Source organism: Clostridium budayi, from assembly GCF_055396605.1.
The window spans coordinates 1,869,510-1,887,524 of sequence record NZ_AP042456.1; the positions used below are offsets into that span (position 1 = coordinate 1,869,510).

General features: G+C 25.0%; 18 protein-coding genes. 1 reads left to right on the forward strand and 17 read right to left on the reverse strand.

Annotation, left to right across the window (positions count from 1 at the left end):
• Positions 1–68: 68 nt before the first annotated feature.
• The 8 genes from licT to hdcA all read right to left on the reverse strand — a co-directional run bounded on the left by licT (position 69) and on the right by hdcA (position 8,126).
• Positions 69–911, reverse strand: a complete 843-nt coding sequence (gene licT, locus ACZ5TJ_RS08890; RefSeq protein WP_464198924.1) for a BglG family transcription antiterminator LicT — start codon at positions 909–911, stop codon at positions 69–71.
• Between the two features lie 462 nt (positions 912–1,373).
• On the reverse strand, positions 1,374–2,654 hold the full coding sequence (locus ACZ5TJ_RS08895) for an erythromycin esterase family protein (protein ID WP_464202302.1): 1,281 nt from the start codon (positions 2,652–2,654) through the stop codon (positions 1,374–1,376).
• Positions 2,650–2,958, reverse strand: a complete 309-nt coding sequence (locus ACZ5TJ_RS08900; RefSeq protein WP_464198926.1) for a hypothetical protein — start codon at positions 2,956–2,958, stop codon at positions 2,650–2,652. Before ACZ5TJ_RS08900 ends, ACZ5TJ_RS08895 begins: the two co-directional genes overlap by 5 nt.
• Before the next feature lie 215 nt (positions 2,959–3,173).
• A complete protein-coding gene (locus tag ACZ5TJ_RS08905) occupies positions 3,174–4,103 on the reverse strand; it encodes a lysozyme inhibitor LprI family protein (protein ID WP_464198928.1) in 930 nt (309 codons plus the stop codon).
• A gap of 27 nt (positions 4,104–4,130) precedes the next feature.
• The gene (locus ACZ5TJ_RS08910) at positions 4,131–4,970 is read right to left on the reverse strand and encodes a tetratricopeptide repeat protein (RefSeq protein ID WP_464198930.1); all 840 of its coding nucleotides are present in this window, start codon (positions 4,968–4,970) and stop codon (positions 4,131–4,133) included.
• Positions 4,971–4,996: 26 nt separating this feature from the next.
• Entirely contained in the window at positions 4,997–5,395 is a 399-nt protein-coding gene (locus ACZ5TJ_RS08915; RefSeq protein ID WP_464198932.1) for a hypothetical protein, read from the reverse strand.
• Positions 5,396–5,651: 256 nt separating this feature from the next.
• Positions 5,652–7,121: a basic amino acid/polyamine antiporter gene (locus ACZ5TJ_RS08920; RefSeq protein ID WP_464198934.1), complete on the reverse strand. Its 1,470-nt coding sequence runs from the start codon at positions 7,119–7,121 to the stop codon at positions 5,652–5,654.
• A gap of 42 nt (positions 7,122–7,163) precedes the next feature.
• Positions 7,164–8,126: a histidine decarboxylase, pyruvoyl type gene (gene hdcA, locus ACZ5TJ_RS08925; RefSeq protein WP_464198936.1), complete on the reverse strand. Its 963-nt coding sequence runs from the start codon at positions 8,124–8,126 to the stop codon at positions 7,164–7,166.
• A 530-nt stretch (positions 8,127–8,656) separates the two neighbouring features.
• Here hdcA and ACZ5TJ_RS08930 point away from each other — a divergent pair.
• Complete coding sequence (locus tag ACZ5TJ_RS08930) at positions 8,657–9,358, forward strand: DUF554 domain-containing protein (RefSeq protein ID WP_464198938.1); 702 nt, start codon at positions 8,657–8,659, stop codon at positions 9,356–9,358.
• Between the two features lie 202 nt (positions 9,359–9,560).
• On the opposite strand, the gene ACZ5TJ_RS08935 is transcribed toward ACZ5TJ_RS08930, so the two are convergent.
• The 9 genes from ACZ5TJ_RS08935 to ACZ5TJ_RS08975 form a co-directional block, all read right to left on the reverse strand.
• On the reverse strand, positions 9,561–10,034 hold the full coding sequence (locus ACZ5TJ_RS08935; RefSeq protein WP_464198940.1) for a GNAT family N-acetyltransferase: 474 nt from the start codon (positions 10,032–10,034) through the stop codon (positions 9,561–9,563).
• Positions 10,035–10,598: 564 nt separating this feature from the next.
• Positions 10,599–12,503: an endonuclease MutS2 gene (locus tag ACZ5TJ_RS08940; RefSeq protein ID WP_464198942.1), complete on the reverse strand. Its 1,905-nt coding sequence runs from the start codon at positions 12,501–12,503 to the stop codon at positions 10,599–10,601.
• Between the two features lie 394 nt (positions 12,504–12,897).
• On the reverse strand, positions 12,898–13,512 hold the full coding sequence (locus tag ACZ5TJ_RS08945) for a hypothetical protein (protein ID WP_464198944.1): 615 nt from the start codon (positions 13,510–13,512) through the stop codon (positions 12,898–12,900).
• A gap of 280 nt (positions 13,513–13,792) precedes the next feature.
• Positions 13,793–14,185 carry a DUF3887 domain-containing protein gene (locus tag ACZ5TJ_RS08950; RefSeq protein WP_464198946.1) on the reverse strand — a complete coding sequence of 131 codons (393 nt, stop codon included), beginning with the start codon at positions 14,183–14,185 and terminating at the stop codon, positions 13,793–13,795.
• A gap of 1 nt (position 14,186) precedes the next feature.
• Positions 14,187–14,495: a DUF3784 domain-containing protein gene (locus ACZ5TJ_RS08955; RefSeq protein WP_464198948.1), complete on the reverse strand. Its 309-nt coding sequence runs from the start codon at positions 14,493–14,495 to the stop codon at positions 14,187–14,189.
• Between the two features lie 18 nt (positions 14,496–14,513).
• Entirely contained in the window at positions 14,514–14,855 is a 342-nt protein-coding gene (locus ACZ5TJ_RS08960) for an SdpI family protein (protein ID WP_464198950.1), read from the reverse strand.
• 23 nt (positions 14,856–14,878) lie between these two features.
• On the reverse strand, positions 14,879–16,186 hold the full coding sequence (locus ACZ5TJ_RS08965; protein ID WP_464198952.1) for a sensor histidine kinase: 1,308 nt from the start codon (positions 16,184–16,186) through the stop codon (positions 14,879–14,881).
• Positions 16,187–16,199: 13 nt separating this feature from the next.
• A complete protein-coding gene (locus ACZ5TJ_RS08970) occupies positions 16,200–16,901 on the reverse strand; it encodes a LytR/AlgR family response regulator transcription factor (RefSeq protein WP_464198954.1) in 702 nt (233 codons plus the stop codon).
• 392 nt (positions 16,902–17,293) lie between these two features.
• Positions 17,294–17,950, reverse strand: coding sequence for a pentapeptide repeat-containing protein (locus ACZ5TJ_RS08975; protein WP_464198956.1), 657 nt, complete (start codon positions 17,948–17,950; stop codon positions 17,294–17,296).
• Positions 17,951–18,015: the final 65 nt, after the last annotated feature.

Genomic DNA, 18,015 nt, shown 5'->3' on the forward strand with positions numbered 1-18,015 from the left:
CCATCCAGCTATAAATAAACAGTTAAATTTAGTTGATATCACTCCTCTTCATAGTAATTATGTATATATTATAATTTCGAGTCTTCTATAACCTTTGCAATATGTATAGTTAAATATACATATTCATCATTAGATAACTCATAATTATATTTTTTACTAATAAAAGTCTTAATCTTATTTACACATTCAAATTCTTTAGCATACTTTGTCTTTATTATATTTACTAATTCCTCATCAGCATCACTATTATATGTCTTATTTGAAAATAATCTTTGAGCAAAATATCTTAAGTGTGTTATAAATCTATAATAAAATACTGAATCTTCATTAAATTCTATTCTAAAGTTAATTCTTACTATAGTAAGAATTTCTTCAATTAACTTTGTAATTTCTTGAATTTTAGGTTGCTCTATATCTAATTGAGCATTTACAATATGAAGTGCTATAAATCCTGCTTCATCTAATGGTAATCTTACATGAGTTTTTTCTTCTATAAGCTCTAATGCCTTAAGTCCTATTTCGAACTCTTTTTTATAGAATCTTTTAATCTCCCATAAAAGAGCATTCTTTACAGTAATATTATTTTTAATTCTTTTTATTGCCGTATAGGTATGATCACTTAATGAAATATAAATTCCTTCATTAAGTTTCTTATCTAATTTACTCTCTGCAAACTCTATTATTTCTCCTGATAATTTCATATGTTCTATTGGTATTTTATTAAATAACTCTTGAAATTTATCTGAAACTTCTCTATTAGATATTTTAAAAACTTTATTTACTTTTTCTTCATCAATAGTATCGCCCTTTGATTTTTGATATCCGATACCTTTTCCCATTACTATTGTCTCTTCATCATTTTCATCTAACGTAATTACAACATTATTATTTAATATCCTATTAATAATCATGCCTTGTCCTCCTTTTTAATATTTTCCCAATCTAGTATAATGACTATGTTTATTTATTAAAAAATAAAAAGCCCATTCATTAAAATGCACAAAATATCTCCAAATATCTTCTACATACTAATGAATAGGCTTAGCTTGTACCGAACAATTACTACCCAATTCCTAACATAATGATACATTAAAAGGATATTCTTGTCAACGTTTTCTTTATATGAATTGTTTAATTTTATATTATATTTTTAGAATCTTACAATAAACTTTATAAAATAAAAAAAGATTGTTTAAAAAACAATCTTTTTAACCCATACGACTTTAAAATTCTTATCTCATTTCTTATTTTTACGATTCGCTATCCCAATAACAAGTGCTGTAACAATACAAAAAATTAAAGTAAAAACTTGCCACGAAGACCATCCTCCAAAGTCCATAATTTTACCTCCTATAACAACTATAAGTCATCATTTAAACATTACTAAAATTAAATATCTTTCTCTTACGATATATAAAGTAAAACAAAATAACCCCTTGTAACAAATAGGTAATAACTGTTGATATTTCACCTATATGAATAATAATCTTTAATAAAAGTAATATAAAATATCCATATACACCTATTTTATTTTTTCTAATAATCAAAATACTTGGAATTATTGAACCTAAATATACTATAATTTTTATAATATCTAAGTATCCCTTATTACTAACAAAGGGCATTAAAACAATGCTATTAAAAATATCTGCAATACAAAAATATATTAGCGTAGCAGTTAATAATATACCTGTCTTATTTTCATCTTTATTATCTTTTTTATTTTTATCATGCATTTGTGTTCCTATTATGGTTATTAGTATATATATTATGCTATATATAATATTCGTTTTTATTATTTTTTTCGCACTTACTTCTACATCTTTTAAAATTCCACTTGATTTTAAATAGGTACTTTCTTTAGTATTTTTAAAATAGATTACTGAATCAAATCTGTTATTTATTATTTGTTTCTCTCTAGGCATAGTTGCATAACTTTCATCTTCTGCTCCCCATTCATTTACGTACATATTTTTACTAAAAATTTTATCTAGCTCCTCATTTTTGCTAGCTTCTTTGAAATCAAAAAATAGTGTATTATCATTTGGATATAATTCATTTATTTTTCCACTTACACTATTTAATTCACTTTCAGCAAGATAAAATCTTTTAAATTTTCCCTCTTCTTCTGTTCTAAAATCAGACATAAAATATCCACTATAAAATATTTGACCAATTGAATAATATTTTTCTCCATATTGTTCTTTTAACAAATATCCCATTTGCTTCTTGCTTTTATCTATACTTATATGTCCATTATGTCCCCAAAGCATAATTTTATTACCGTTATAATATTTCTTTTCATAATCTTTAATCCAAGAAACATTTTTAGCCATTTTCTGATCTCTATTTAAGGCTGAATCATCATTATTAAAGCCTATCATATTTTCAATAGCTTTTTCTATAAACTCATATTCCTTTTTTGATGTTTGTTTTATATATTTTTCTTTGTTATTCTTTAAGTTATCCTCTATAATTCTATAAAAAACTACATTTTTATAATCATCTTTATTAGTTTTTTTATACATCTCTTTAAAACTTAAACTATCTACTTTATCATAATAGTTTTTCAAAATTGTCTCTAACCCATTATTATTTTCTTGTGAATCAAATCCATAAAATCTAATTTTATTTTCCTTAGAAGCTTTATTAATTAATTAACTCCATATTACTCATACTCTCTTCTATAGCAAAAACTCTAAAGTCCATTTCTTCTACTAAAAACTTAAATAATCTATGTTTCATTTCAAAAAATTCTTTTGTACCATGAGTAGCCTCTCCAACCCCTATTATCTCTTTATCTTTTAGAATTTGTTTTAAACCATTAAGATCATCATTTGGTAATTTGTAACTGCTTCCTTCTAAAACATTATATGAATTATCAGATGCACATACCTTTATAACTGGTGTAAATATAGTGCTTATAAATACTATAAGCAAAACAATTACTTTTTTCATAAATCCCCCTTATATTTTCCTCCTATATTCTAGATTTACTAAGTTATATGAATATTACTATTATTAAAATTTGAAAATATCTCAAACTAAAAGAAATAGTAAATACAATTTCATTATACCTCAAATTTCAATATATGTATTATTTAACCAATGAGTTTATAAATAAAAAAGATTGTTTAAATAAACAATCTTTTTTAGAAATACATTAAATTATTTTAATTCATATAATCATTAACTAATTTATAACATCTATCCTTTGTTTCATTAGCCAAAGAACTTGTATATATTACTGGTTCAGCTGTTCCACCTTTAAATTCATTTGCTGCTTCCTTTGCTTTAGCTTCTTTTTCTTTTATCCATCTAACTTCATCTTTTTCTAATGCTTTAAATTTATCTTGTGGTAAATTATCCTTTAAATATCTATATATTTTATTTAAAGCATTATCCCATAATTTATACTCGTTATCTGCAAATTCTCTCATTTCTAATGTACTCTCTCCAGGTGGCATATCGTTTATATCTTTTTGTATGTCATTAAGCTCATTTAAAAATCTCATTCTATCTGTAGCTAAGCTTTCCTTTTTACTTTCTGCCTTATTTTTAATTTCTGAATCTACTCTTCCTTTTAAGTCATCAATTGTTTGCTTTTGATTTTCTTTTAAATTACTACTATTTATTTTATCAAGAACCTTTTTAGCTTCTTCATATTTCTTGTCTTCTATTAGTTCTCTTGCTTTGCTTATATTGCTATCAACATCTTTATTAGTCTTTAAGCCTTCATTAATTTTTTCTCTTAATCCTTCAATATTATCTTTAAAATTATTATAATTTTCATAAGATTTATTTATCTTTTCTACAGCTTCTTTTGCTTCATCTAGCTTTCCTTTATCATAAAGCTTTTTAGCATCTAAATATTCTTCAAGCATTTCTTTTGCTTCTTTTGCCTTTTTATTATCTGAATCATTATCTAGTATTAACTCATATTGTGCTAAAGCCTTATCATATTCACTATCATTTACTAATGAATCAGCTTTTTCTAGTTGCTTATTTATAGCTGAATTCTTATATACATAGAACCCAATTCCACATGCTGCTATAATTATCACTATAACTATTAAAGTTATTATTATATGTTTTTTCTTCATATTAATCCCCCATTTTTCCTTTACAGATTATCTAATAGCTGGCATTACAGACTCTCCGTCTTCAGTTGTTATTTCTCCAGTTGTTCCATTTACAATATAGTTTTGCCCCTTAACTACTCCATAATCTGTATTTTGATATTCTTTAAAATAATATAACATGGTAGCTTGTACTCCTTGACTTCTTAAAAATCCATAGCTTACTTTTTCACTTCCAAGTTCATTATTTATAAGCTCTTCTGCTTCATCTTCTGTCATAAAAGGCTTTTTAAAGTCACTATAAGAAATTTTCTTTTTAGTAGAGTTCTTCTCTTTATCTTCATTATTTATTTCAGAATTTACTCTTCCTTTTAAATCTTTTAAAGTTTCTTTATTGCTGCTACTTAAATTATCTTTTTCTAAAGCATTAATTAAATCTTTAGCTTTATTAAAATCTTTTTTATTAATTAAATCTCTTACCTTACTAATATTTTCAGTAATCTTTTTATTTTCTTCTATGTACTCATTTATTTTACTTTTTAGATTGTCTACATCTTCTTTAAAAGTGTTTATATCTTTATAACTGTCATCAATTTTATCTATCGTTTCTTTAGCTTTTTCTATTTTTCCATCTTCAAAATACTTTTTTGCATCAAGATAACTACTTATCATATCTTTTCCGTTTAATGCTTCCCTATTATTTTCATTATCATCTAATGCAAGCTCATATGATGCTAAAGCTTTATTATATTCTCCTTCTTTTAATAGTTCTGTTCCTTTTTTAACTGACTTGCTTGTAGTTGTATCTTTATATATAAAAACTCCTCCTACTATTAATACAATAATAACTACAATTGCTATCATTGTTATCACCTTAGATTTTTTCTTCATATGTATTCCCCCTAAAATTACATACTTTATTTATTTTTAGCTTTACATAGCTCACAATATTTAATCTCAACATTATTTTTAAGAGAATCAATATCATCTTTTATATCATAGTTACTATAACAATTAGGTATTTTATTTAAATCTTCATGTGCTGATTTATAATCTTCATTATCATAGTTTTCTTTTGCTTTATTATAATTTAATACAACTTCTTTAAGGGAAGTAACCTCTTTATCTTTGTTATATATATTAGAAGCCTTTTTTAAATTTTCACCTGCCAAGACATAATCTTTATTTCCTATAGCCTCTATTCCTGTCCCTAGATAATACTTATACTCTTTGCATTTAAATCCCATAAATGATAAACCTAATGCTGCTACTGCAGTTATTACACTAGTTAATAAAAATAAATTTTTCTTAATCATTATTTACTCCTTATTTTATATGTTTTTCCAATTACTTAAATTCCATTTAAAATTATACATAGTATTTATCTGTAATTCATTTAATTTTTTGTTAATTAAATGTCAATTATTATGAATTTTTGTATATTTTTCTCTCTAAAGCCTTTATTTATCTCATTTTTTTATATCCTTTGAATTAATTTATTTTTAATATTATTGCAAATATAAATAAAAAAAGAACCTTCTCCATTAAGAAAAGGCTCTTTTAATATTTAAATTACATAAATTTAAATAGATATACTAACCCTATAATACCAAGAATTATAAGACCAATTGCTACATATCTTTCTATCTTAGTAAATTCAGGTGCGTTAGGACTTGTTTCTTTTCTAGCTTTTTTAAATACTGGAATACCTATAGCATATATTACAAGTGCTATTAATAAGTATTCAAGACCTGCTGCGTAAATTAACCAAAGACCATATAAAGTACCTAGTATACCAGTTACTACAGCATATTTACGACTTGCAAATATCTTTGGATAATTATCATTTTTAGAAGCTATCTTATAAAGATATAATGTTGAAGCAATATAACAAGGTAATGCCATAACACTTGTTATACTAAGCATCATATTCCAAGCATTCCCTGCAAAATGTACAAAGATTAATATTATTTGCATAACAATAGTTGATGCAAGTAATGAAAATGATGGTGATTCATTTTTATTTTCTTTTCTAAATATTTTAGGAAATGTACCATCTTTAGCTGCTGCAAATGGAAGTTCTGAAAGCATAACTGTCCAAATAAGCCATGAGCTTAATATTGCTATAATTACACCAACATTCATGATTATGCTTCCCCATTTACCAATAACACCCATTAAAACGGCTGCTGTTGATGGAGGTGCCATTGTTGACACTTCACCTTGTGGGAAAACACCAAGTGGTAAAAGTGAAAGTGCTGTATATAATAATAAACAAGTTAAAAATCCTAAAAATGTTGCTTTACCAACATCTTTTTGAGATTTTGCTCTACCAGATACAACAACTGCACCTTCAATTCCTGTAAATACCCATAAAGTTACAAGCATTGTACTTTTAATTTGAGGAAGTAATCCTCCAAGTGCAGAGTCATGCACTGAAGCTACAGTTTTTAATCCCCAAAAATCTGTAAAGAAAAGTGATGCTTTAAATGATATAACAGCTATTAGTAAAAATATTGCAAGAGGAACTAGTTTACCTATTGTTCCAATAATATTTAAAAAAGTAGCTTGTTTAACACCAGATAAAACTACAAAATATATAATCCAAAGTACTAATGATCCACAAGCAATTGATAGCCAATTATTTCCCCCTTTAAAGTAACCTGGGAAGAAATAATTAAGTGAATCCATTAAAAGTACTGCATATCCTACATTTGCAAATGAATTACATATCCAGTATCCCCATGCCATTAGAAAACCTGTAAATTTTCCAAATCCAAGTTCTCCATACGCATATATACCTGTTGTTGCATCTGGTCTTGCAGCGGCAAGTATTCTAAATGTATTTGCTATAAACCACATACCAATACCAGTTATAACCCAAGCAATTAATATTGCACCTGCTGAAGCATTTTGGGCCATATTTTGTGGTAAATTATAAACTCCACCACCTAGCATAGCACTAATAACAACACCAGCTAAGGCAACTACCCCAAGCTTTTTGTTGTTATCACTACTAGTATTACTACTTTTATCTGCCATAATAACCGCCTCCTAAATTCTCTTTATTTTAACTTTTGGCGATTATTTTTTCATACATTCAGTTAATGGCTTAAATCCCATTTCATCTAACCATTCTGGAAGAGTAATTTCATTTAAACTTGGGAATCCAGTTGAAGGAACAGCATCTCTTGCAAGAGTCACATAAGGTGCACAAGTTAAAGCATTTCCAATTTCACCTGGTTTCATTATTGTATAAGCAAATCCAACATAAGTTCTTTCAAATAATACGTGTGAATCCTTTCCACATTCAACAACTGACCAAACTACTGATTTTCTGTGTTCTTCTAAAAATTTTAATAAATCTTCTTCATTATCATTCTTTGTCCAAAGTCCAGCATCTTCTATAAATAAATCAGCACAGTGGTCTCTATCATTTGATAATGATATTGCAATAAATGACCAAACTCCATATGCTTCTCCATCTTTTAATGGTCTATTTTCTTTTGGTCTATAAGAAGTAACACTCTTATTTGCACATATTACATGAGCACCTGGTGCTGTAGTGAATCTTCTTTCTTTTTCTGTACCAAATAATTCAATTCCAGCTTGTAATAATGGCTTTGCATCATATACTTTAAGTGGTGTTCCATCATATTGTTTTACTTCAAATACAGGTTTAATTTCATCATTTGCTATTGATTCATGTGCTGCTAAATCATGACCCCAAACTTGTCCTGCAATCCCACAGAATGATGAAGCTGTAAGCATATTAATTTGTCCAACATAAGCATCATTTATTTCAGCTCTATCATATGAAACTATTCCATCTAATAAAAAGTCATCAGTCTTTTTAACTGTTCCAACTGATACTGTAAGAACTGATACATATCCATTTCCATAAGCACCTGGCATTCCATAGCCATCACAGTAACGGTTATATGGACTAATAGCAGTCTTATCAACCTTTGGTGCTCTAACCTTTCTTACCTTATTTAGTCCTACTCCTATAGTTCTGTTTCTTTTTTCTTCTAGATTCTTATTCATCTAAAACTCCTCCTTAATAAATAAAAATATTTAGTAGGCATTTTAGATATACAAGGTTATGTAAAGAAATCTTATTCTTTTGACATACCCTTTTATATCCAAGCCTTGAAGCTATTATAACACTAAAAATCCCTTCACCACTTTTTTACATTTAAAGTATTTCTGTAATCATTTAACATATAGCTTCTATTTGTACTAATAAGTTGTAATTAATAACTAATTTTTATTTTTTCTAACATAAATTTACTATAATTACAAATTTGAATATTTTATATATTATAAATTATTTTTTATTATTAATATTTAACCACTTCTATCTATTATTTTAATCAACTATTCATATATATCCAAAATATGATTGTGCTTTTAATTTTATTTAGTAAATTTTATCCATTATTTTTGTAATTTACAATATTTCTTATTTAAATTATTTATTTTTATTATGTATTGACACATAAATAATTTTATGTTAAAAATGGTTAGCTTGTTTTTAATAACAAATAATTTAAATTGTAAGGAGATGTTTTATTATGCCTACAGGCGTATTTATTGATTGTTTTTGTATATTATTAGGAGCTACAATAGGTTCAAAATTTAAATCTGTTATTCCAAATCATATAAAAGAACCATTAAATATTATTTTCGGAATATGTGCAATATCAATTGGTATTGTATCATGCGTAAAACTCAAGTCTTTGCCGGCTGTAATTTTATCACTTATTTTAGGAGGTCTTATTGGAGAACTTATAAAATTAGACACACATATCAAAAATGCTTTTTCAAAAATTATACTTAAGCTAAAATTTAATATAGAAGGTGATTATGAGGAATATATGAACTTCTATATTATTGTTGCTGTTACTTTTTGTGCAAGTGGTACAAACATTTTTGGTGCACTTAACGAAGGAATGACTGGGGATATGACTGTTTTGATTTCTAAAGCTGTTATGGATATTTTTGCTTCAGTTATTTTTGCAACTACTTTAGGATATGCTATAAATCTTATAGTAATTCCTCAGTGTATTATTTTATCTATTTTGTTTTACCTATCAAAATTAATTATGCCTATTATTTCGCAGACTATGTTATCTGATTTTATTGCTGTAGGAGGCATTTTAACTTTTGTCCTAGGTTTAAGCATCTTAAAAATTATAAAAATTAATGTTGCTAATCTTCTTCCGGCTTTAATTTTAGTTTTCCCAGCTTCATATATATTTGGATTATTATTTTAGAATGCTTATCTTTATTGATTACATTCTTACTAATGTTAATGGTACAACCATACATTTAATGAAACTTATTTGGTAGGTACATATATTGCATAATTACCTACCAACTTTTCTTAAATTATTCATTCATAAGATTTATATCTTCGAATTATAAACTTTACTTCAAAGCTAAAATCTACTTCTATATTATAAAATTTGAACGCATTTAATTGATGATGTAACGGAACTTTTTAATATTTTTAACCATTACCTTTTCTCCATTTATATCAAGTTCTCCATTAAATTTAAATCCTAAATCTTCATATAATTTAATGGCATTTACATTATCATCATATATACTTAAGTAAATTTTATTACAATTATATTCACCTACTAATCTTTCTATTAGAAGCTTTAATGTAGGTTTCCCATATCCTCTGCCCTGAAATCTTTTATCAATTAAAAATCTATCAAGCCAAATTCTATCTTCCTTCCCCTCCTCCTTAAAACAGCCATACATAGCAAATCCAATTAAAGTATTATCATCATAAATTCCAACTGGTCTCCAAAAACTCTCTTCTTTAGCTTCATCTAAACATTCTTTTGTTGTTTCAATAAATCCAATTTGCTCGTTTTTCACCTTTAAAGATAAAATATCTTTAAAGTTTTTCTTATCTACTCTTCTTACGTTTAAATTCATAAATATCAATCTCCATTTCATATTTTAATTTTATTACTTATATGTAATATTATGTTATAATTAAATAAATTATTTCATTGAAGGAGTTTTAGAATATGAAGCTTAAATCTTTTTCTGAATTTAGTTTAAATAGAGTTATAAAAATAAATATTATAAATATTTTTATATATTTATTTTTAATATACCTATTAATCTAATACTTTATTTATATGTAGGGTTTCTTCTATTATTTCTAGGACCATTTCATCTTGCTTGTCTAACTACTATTTTATGTGCTATTATCCCATTATTTATTAATCCTTTTGAAAAATTTATTGATAATCTAAAACTATTTATTACTTTAATAATCTTAAATTTAATAGTTAGTATATGGTATTTTTCATTTATAAAAAGCTTTTTAATTTCATTTATATTTTTATTCTGCTCAATTGGAGCTATAGTTGTTTCTATTTCAATTAAACATAGTAATATTAAAATTAATCAAATTAAAAATAAGATAATATAGAGATTTTAAATCTTTATATTATCTTATTATAAATAAACTATTTAATATCTAATCCAGTATTATCTATTTCTCATTTCTTTTTGAATCTTTTTAAGAGCTTTTTTTGATCCTCTTTCAATATCTCTTTCAAGCTTTCTATCACTAAAACTTACAAACAATGAATTTAGGTCATATCTTTCTGGATAAAGTTCAGTTGCCTTAATTTCTAATTTCAGTCTACTTATATTAACTTTAATAAATTCTTTATTATAAAACACAGTTACATTATTAAAGTCATCCTCTTCCTTATATACTATTCCAGACTTTTTATAATCTAATAGTAATACTTTATCTCCAATATTAAATTTAACCTCTTTTTCATCTTCTAATAATTCATTAATATTTTCTATTTCTTTTTTTACTTTACTATCTTTAATCTTTTCAAAATTATAATTTTTATCCTTTATATATCTCTTTGCTCTTTCAAGAACTGAATCCCTTATTCCCATTTTCTTCGAAATCCATAAAGCATTACTTTCTCCTGATTTCCCAATTAATAATTTATATAATGGTTCTAATGTATCATTTTCAAATTGCATAGCTGCATTTTCAAAATCGCTATGTCCTTCTGAGAAATTCTTTATCTCTCCATAATGGGTAGTTGCAACTGTAATACATCCTTTATGATATAATTCTTCTAATATTGCAATTGCAAGACCTGCACCTTCATTTGGATCTGTACCACTTCCTATTTCATCGCATAATATTAATGTTGATTTATTACTTTTATTTATTATATTAGATAAATTCTTCATATGAGATGAAAATGTACTTAATGAGTTTTCTATACTTTGATTATCTCCTATATCAACAAATATGTTTTCAAATACAGATATATTTGTTCCTTCTTTCGCAGTAATATGGAAACCACTTAATGTAGCTAATGTAAGAAGTCCGACAGTTTTTAATACTACAGTTTTACCACCAGCATTAGGACCTGTTATTATTAAGCTTCTATAATCTTTTCCTATTTTAAAATCTAAAGGTACAATTTTACCTTTTAATAATGGATGTTTTCCTCCTACAATATTTATATATCCATGATTGTTTATTATAGGCTTTATACCATCATTTGCTTTACTGTATTTTGCTTTAGCAAAAATCATATCATACTCTGCTATTACTTCTATATTGATTTTAATTTCTTTAAGTTTTTCAAATATAAGGTTAGTAAGTTCTGCTAATATTCTATATTCCTCAATTGCTTCTTCTGACTTTAATATTGTAAGTTCGGTTGTATATTTTGATATAGCAGCTGGTTCTATAAATACAGTAGATCCCTTTGCTGATGCCTCAACAATAATTCCCTCTACTTTATTTTTATAAGAAGCTTTTATAGGTATAGTAAATCTATCATTTCTCTTACTTACATAAAATTCTTGTATATATTTTTTATTAGAACTATTTTGTAAAAACTTTTTAAGTCTCTCTTCAATTTTTTCTTCAATATTAATTATTTGTCTTCTTATTCTTTTTAACTCTTTACTTGCATTTGAATCTACCATATTCCCCTTTATACATACTTCTATCTCTTCCTCTATGCCTCTACATTCATATATAGAATCTGCATAACTACTTAAAGTTTTTGCATAAAAGGATTTATCTTTCATAAATTCTTTTATTTTTCTAGAACCTCTTAAGAAATCACAAATAGTAATTAATTGTCCTGGATCTGCTACCATTCCTTTATCAATATTATCTATAATACTTTTTATATTGAATATTCCTTCAAGGGGAATGTAGCTTGCCATATCTAATATTTTTCTACCTTCACTTGTTTCATTCAATCTTTTATCTACTAACTTCAAGTTAGAAGTTGGTTCTAATTTATCTATTAAATCTTTTCCTAAACTACTTACACAATAAGTTTTTACCATCTCTTTTAATTCATTATATTGTAATTTCTCAAATGTACTTTTATTCATGTTTTATCTCCTTTTATAGAAATTATTTTTAATTTATATAATTCTATAAAGATACATAAGATAGACTTCTTCTTATATATCAAAAAAAGCTATGGACACTCCACAGCTTAAAACTCACACTTATACATATAAAAATAGTAGGACTATTTTTAACAAATATAAATAGGATACCTTTTAGCTAGTTGTATCTTCATAGATTGACTAAATAAACCCATAGCAAACAAAGGTATACTATACCTTTCTTTTTAGATTTATTTAATTATTAAGTTTATCTATTTAGATACTACCCCGCTCATAAAGCACCTCGTTTTTTATATTTTTATTGAAATCTATCTTATCTAAATATTATTATGAAATGAAAAAAATGTCAAATAATTTTTATAGTTATTATCTTTTACATAGATTCTTTAATATTAAGTCCAATATTATTTATTATATAGCCCCTTAAAGTCTCATAATCTTTATTATTAACTTCTATTAAACTTATATTCTTATCACCTATAAGATATATCCTCTTAGCATTACCAAAATAAATCCTCTTAGCCTTTACTTCATTAATATTATTCCAACTCTTTAACTCTCCCTCACAAAGGTATCCTTCTAAATTCATATATTTATTACTATCTATAACATCATATATTAGATTCATTAATAATGCTATTATTAAAAATACCCCTGTTGCTCTATCAGTAAAATTTATAAAAGATCCTTCATCAGTTTCTCCTAAAATCAAGCAAAGGCTTGGTATAGTAAGAATCAAAATTAGAAAAATATCTCGTATCCAATTTAAAGTTTTTATCTTTATCACTATACTATTTAAATCTATATTTTTATATTTTCTTTTTAATTTTATTATCTTATATAAAAAGATTATTATAAGAGATAAACTAACTATAAAAAATATTATATTAAAATATATTTTATCTATATGCTCTCTAGAAAAACTTATCATAAGTAAAATTATTAAATAAATAGCAAAACTCTTTAAACCCGCCTTCGCTACCTCCATTTTTATATTCCCCCTTTATTTTACTTAACCCCCTATAATAATTTTATCAAATGTATAAACATTCTTCCATATATAGTAAACATACTGAAACTGCGAAAAACATTGCATAAAAACGAACTAAGATTTTATATGATTTTTTAAATGCCTTAGAAGAAGAGTTATATTAAATATAAAAATACTAGTACACTTAAGCATTATTCATAATAAATAAAAAGTGGACAGTTTACACCTGTCCACTTTTATTTTTATAATTTATTAATATTCTTTTAAACTAGAACTACTATTTCATATAGATTCCTGCAAGCTTCATATCCTCATCATAAGATAGAGTAAATTGTACTGTTCCCTCTTCATATTGTGCAATTGCAATAACTATAGCAAGTCCATCTTTTTCTTGGAATGATATTTTACTTATTTCTTTATATTTTCCAAGATGTTCTTGAAGTGGCTCCCATGCTTCTTTTATTTTATCTTTAGGTAACTGTGCTTTTAAAGCTACAGTTGAACCATTTACTATTTCATCATATTTATCATTATTTAAATTATTTATAACTTCTTCAGCTGCTGCTTTTAACTTTTCCTCACTAAAATTACTACTTAGTTTTTTTGTACCACATCCTACAATTATAATTCCACAAAATAATACCATAAAAACAGATAATAACTTTTTCATATTACACTACTCCTTTATTACTTTTCATTTTCTTTGAATTTAAAACAACCAATAATACAATAACCATAATTATTGTAATAAGTAATTCAGTACCACTGTCCATTTTAAAATAAGAACTAGCTACCATTAATAAACTTAAACATACTAGCCATATTGATATGTACTTACAAACTTTATCCTTATTATACTTATTAATCTTTTCATCTGATTCAAACATAAATCCTGCAATAAGTCTAATAGGCTTAAATATCCAAAATATCGCAGCTAATAAAAGTATAAATAAAACACTACCTAATTCCATCATATCCATTTAAATTACCCCTTTATATTACCCAAATTTTTTCTTTAATTTATTTTCAACATAAGGTATTGTTACGATCAAAGCTAAAATTCCAATACTCATATTAATAATACTTAAAATTTCTATTTTTATAGGAATACATAAGTTTAAAACTATGGCTATAATTAATAGCCCTATACCTAGTTTAAACCAAGTGTTTCCACACTTAACTTGAGCATAATCCCAAGCTTTTTGAGACTTTCTTGATCTTTTTGTCCTATATCCATAAGCACCATTTCTGTCCTTAGGAGGATTCTTTTCAAGTATCTTTCCCATAAAAATCATAGTAAATGGAACTATTAAACTTGTAAACCAATATATAATGTTCATATATTTTAACTCCTCCTTTATCTCTAGGAAATTGGAATAATAATATTTACTTTAAAGGTTTTATTATCATAATCTATTCTCATATTTCCTTCGTATTTTTCTAAAGCTATATTTACATTTTGAATTCCTAATCCTTTGTGATTTTTCTTACTTGATTTAAAATATTTCTTATCTTTTACAGGCATTTTACTAATGCTATTAATTATATTTATAACTATAAATTGATTAAACTTATCTATTTTTAGTGTTATAATTTTTTCTTCTAAAACTTCTTTAGATGCTTCTATGGCATTATCTAAAAGATTTGCAAAAATAGTAGTTAAATCAATATCTTTTATAAAATCTAGATCTACATCACCAATTTTGCAAATAAATTTAATATTAAACTCCTCCCCTTTTTGCACCTTATCATTTAAAAGGATATTTAACACTTTATTGTCTGTATAATATTTTTGATATAATCTATCCATCATCAAGTACATATCTTCAGTATATCTTTTAGCTTTATCCCCTTCATTTATTTTATATAACTCTTCAATTGTATTTAAATGATTTTTCATATCATGAATTAATTTTCTAGAATTCTTATACTTATTTTCTAAAGTACTATAATAATCATATTGCATTTTAGCTTGATTTTCATAAAGTATAACCTCATTTTTCAGTTCATTATTTCTTGATATAGACTGAAATATATTAGTAATAAAAATATTTAAAATTATAATTGATACAAAATTTACTATAAGTAATGCAATATCTTGAGCAGACATATACATACTTACATAGTTTAATAGAGTGACCATATAAAATATACTAAATAAAGGTAATATTAAAAAATTTAAATATTGCTTTTTACTTAATATTTTTATTCTTTTGTTTTTCAAACATATTATTAAAAACCTTGAAATTATTAAACTAAAAAACTGTGTTATAGTAGAAAGAGTAAGCATATGTACTTCAATACTACTAAAATTGTTACCTAGATAAAAAAAGCTTATGTCAAATAAACTTGTTATTATAACTTGAGAAGAAAACAGAATAACTATAAATATGCTGTAATATAATATAAATATTTTCTTATTATTATAAAGAAAGTGTCCTACTAAAACTGTACAAATTATAGTTATCATCATTCTTAAAATTTCATCTGGCATATAAGAAATTTTAAACATAATAAAAGTAAATATTATATATGCTACTATGTAAATATATTTTTTATAATATATTGTTTTATTGAACCGTTTCAAAAAATCAAATATTATATAAGTTGAAAATAACCCTAGTAATGTAGATAATATTTGATACACTATACTAACTGAATCTTTAATCATATATTATCCTCTCTTAAATACAGTTTTCTAAGAACATATTTAATTTTTCTCTAAATTCTACTGATTTTTTCTGAGACAATGGTATTACACTTCCATCCATCATAAAAATATCATACCCTTTTATGGATTTCACATAAAAAAGATTAACTGTAAAACTTTTATGGGGCATTACAAAACCATATTTAATCATAGCATTTGCAGTATCTGTTATCTTTTCTTTTATTTTATAAATCTTATCTTTAGTTTTTATATTAACTTTTCTATTTATATATTCAAAATAATAAATCTCATTTGGTTCTATTCTTATAACCCCCTCTTCAGTTTTAAATTCTATAAGCTCTTTTTCTTCACTATTATCTTTATAAGAAATTACTTCATCTAAAGCATTATGTATTTCTTCTTTTTGTATAGGCTTGTTTAAATATAAAAAAGCATGTACCTTAAAAGCTAAATTAACATAATCAGTAAAGCTTGTAACATATATTATTTTTACATTTTTATCATAGTCTCTTATTTTCTTTCCTGTTTCTATTCCATCAATTCCTTCCATATCAATATCAAGGAATATTACATCGAACTTTTTCTTATTTTCTATAAGTTTTTCCCCAGAATTATATGATTCTATAATGCACTTATCTCCTTTATACTCACTTATATAGTCTTTAATCTTTTGTATAATATTTTTGTCATCATCACAAATTCCAATTTTAATCATATTTTCTCTCCACCAGTGTATTTACTATTTTCTGTTTGCTAGCTTAACTAGATTATATAATCTCTAAATTTTCTTTACAAGCATTTTACATGATATACAGATTTTTGTGCATAAAATACAGTTTGCTTATAATAATTAAATTTAAACTAATTTATTTGTTGACTATTCTTTTAGTACATGCTATTATAGTCTAGCAGTTGGTACGTAAGTGCTAATTACCTGTAGAGCTTGGGTTGTCTTTCGCCGGATACCAAGCTCTACTTTTTATTAAGTTATTTATAATTAAACATAAAAAGGATAAGTACTAAGTACTTATCCTTTTTTAGCATAATATTAACTATTAATTTTTAAATTTCAATCATTTTTATATATTTAAATATCTCTATAGTCTCTTAAAGAAGTCCTTCTTTTCCGTATCTTTCTATAGATTTAATTATGTAGCTTAATGTACAAAAATCTTTGTCTATTCTGTCATAAGCAATATTTAATCCTGAAATTAAAGCTTTTTCGTTAAATTTATCTAATAATCTCATTACACTTACAGAGTTAATATTTCCTTCTTTAGTATCAAGCACTCTTGATTTTTTAATATGTTCATTAGTCATTACATGATTTAAAGCTTTTAAAAGTTCTGCACTTACTTCTAATTCTGGCATACTATCTAATATAGTAACCTCTTCTTCTGAAAACTCTAAATTAATAGCTTTGCTTATATCTGTATCTATAAAAATAGCATTTTCAAATTTTGCTCCTGTAAAATCTGCACCATCTAAGTTTACTGCTTCAAATACTACATTTTTAAAAGTAGCTTTCTTAAACTTACTCTTTTTTAAGTTACTTGCAATAAATTCTGCCCATTCAAATGAACATCCAAAGAAATCACATGATTTAAAATGTGCTCCTCTAAAACTTGCATAGTTAAAATTTGATCCAGAAAAATCACTATTATAGCAATTAGCTCTTCTTAAATCTTTATACATGAAATTCTTATTTGTTTTTTGTGCCTTGTTGTAGTTAAATCTTTCATTTGTGTTTTTATTTATAGCCATCTTTACCTCCATAGCTAGATATTAAATCTATCTCTCTATTGTAACACATTATTATATATCAATTA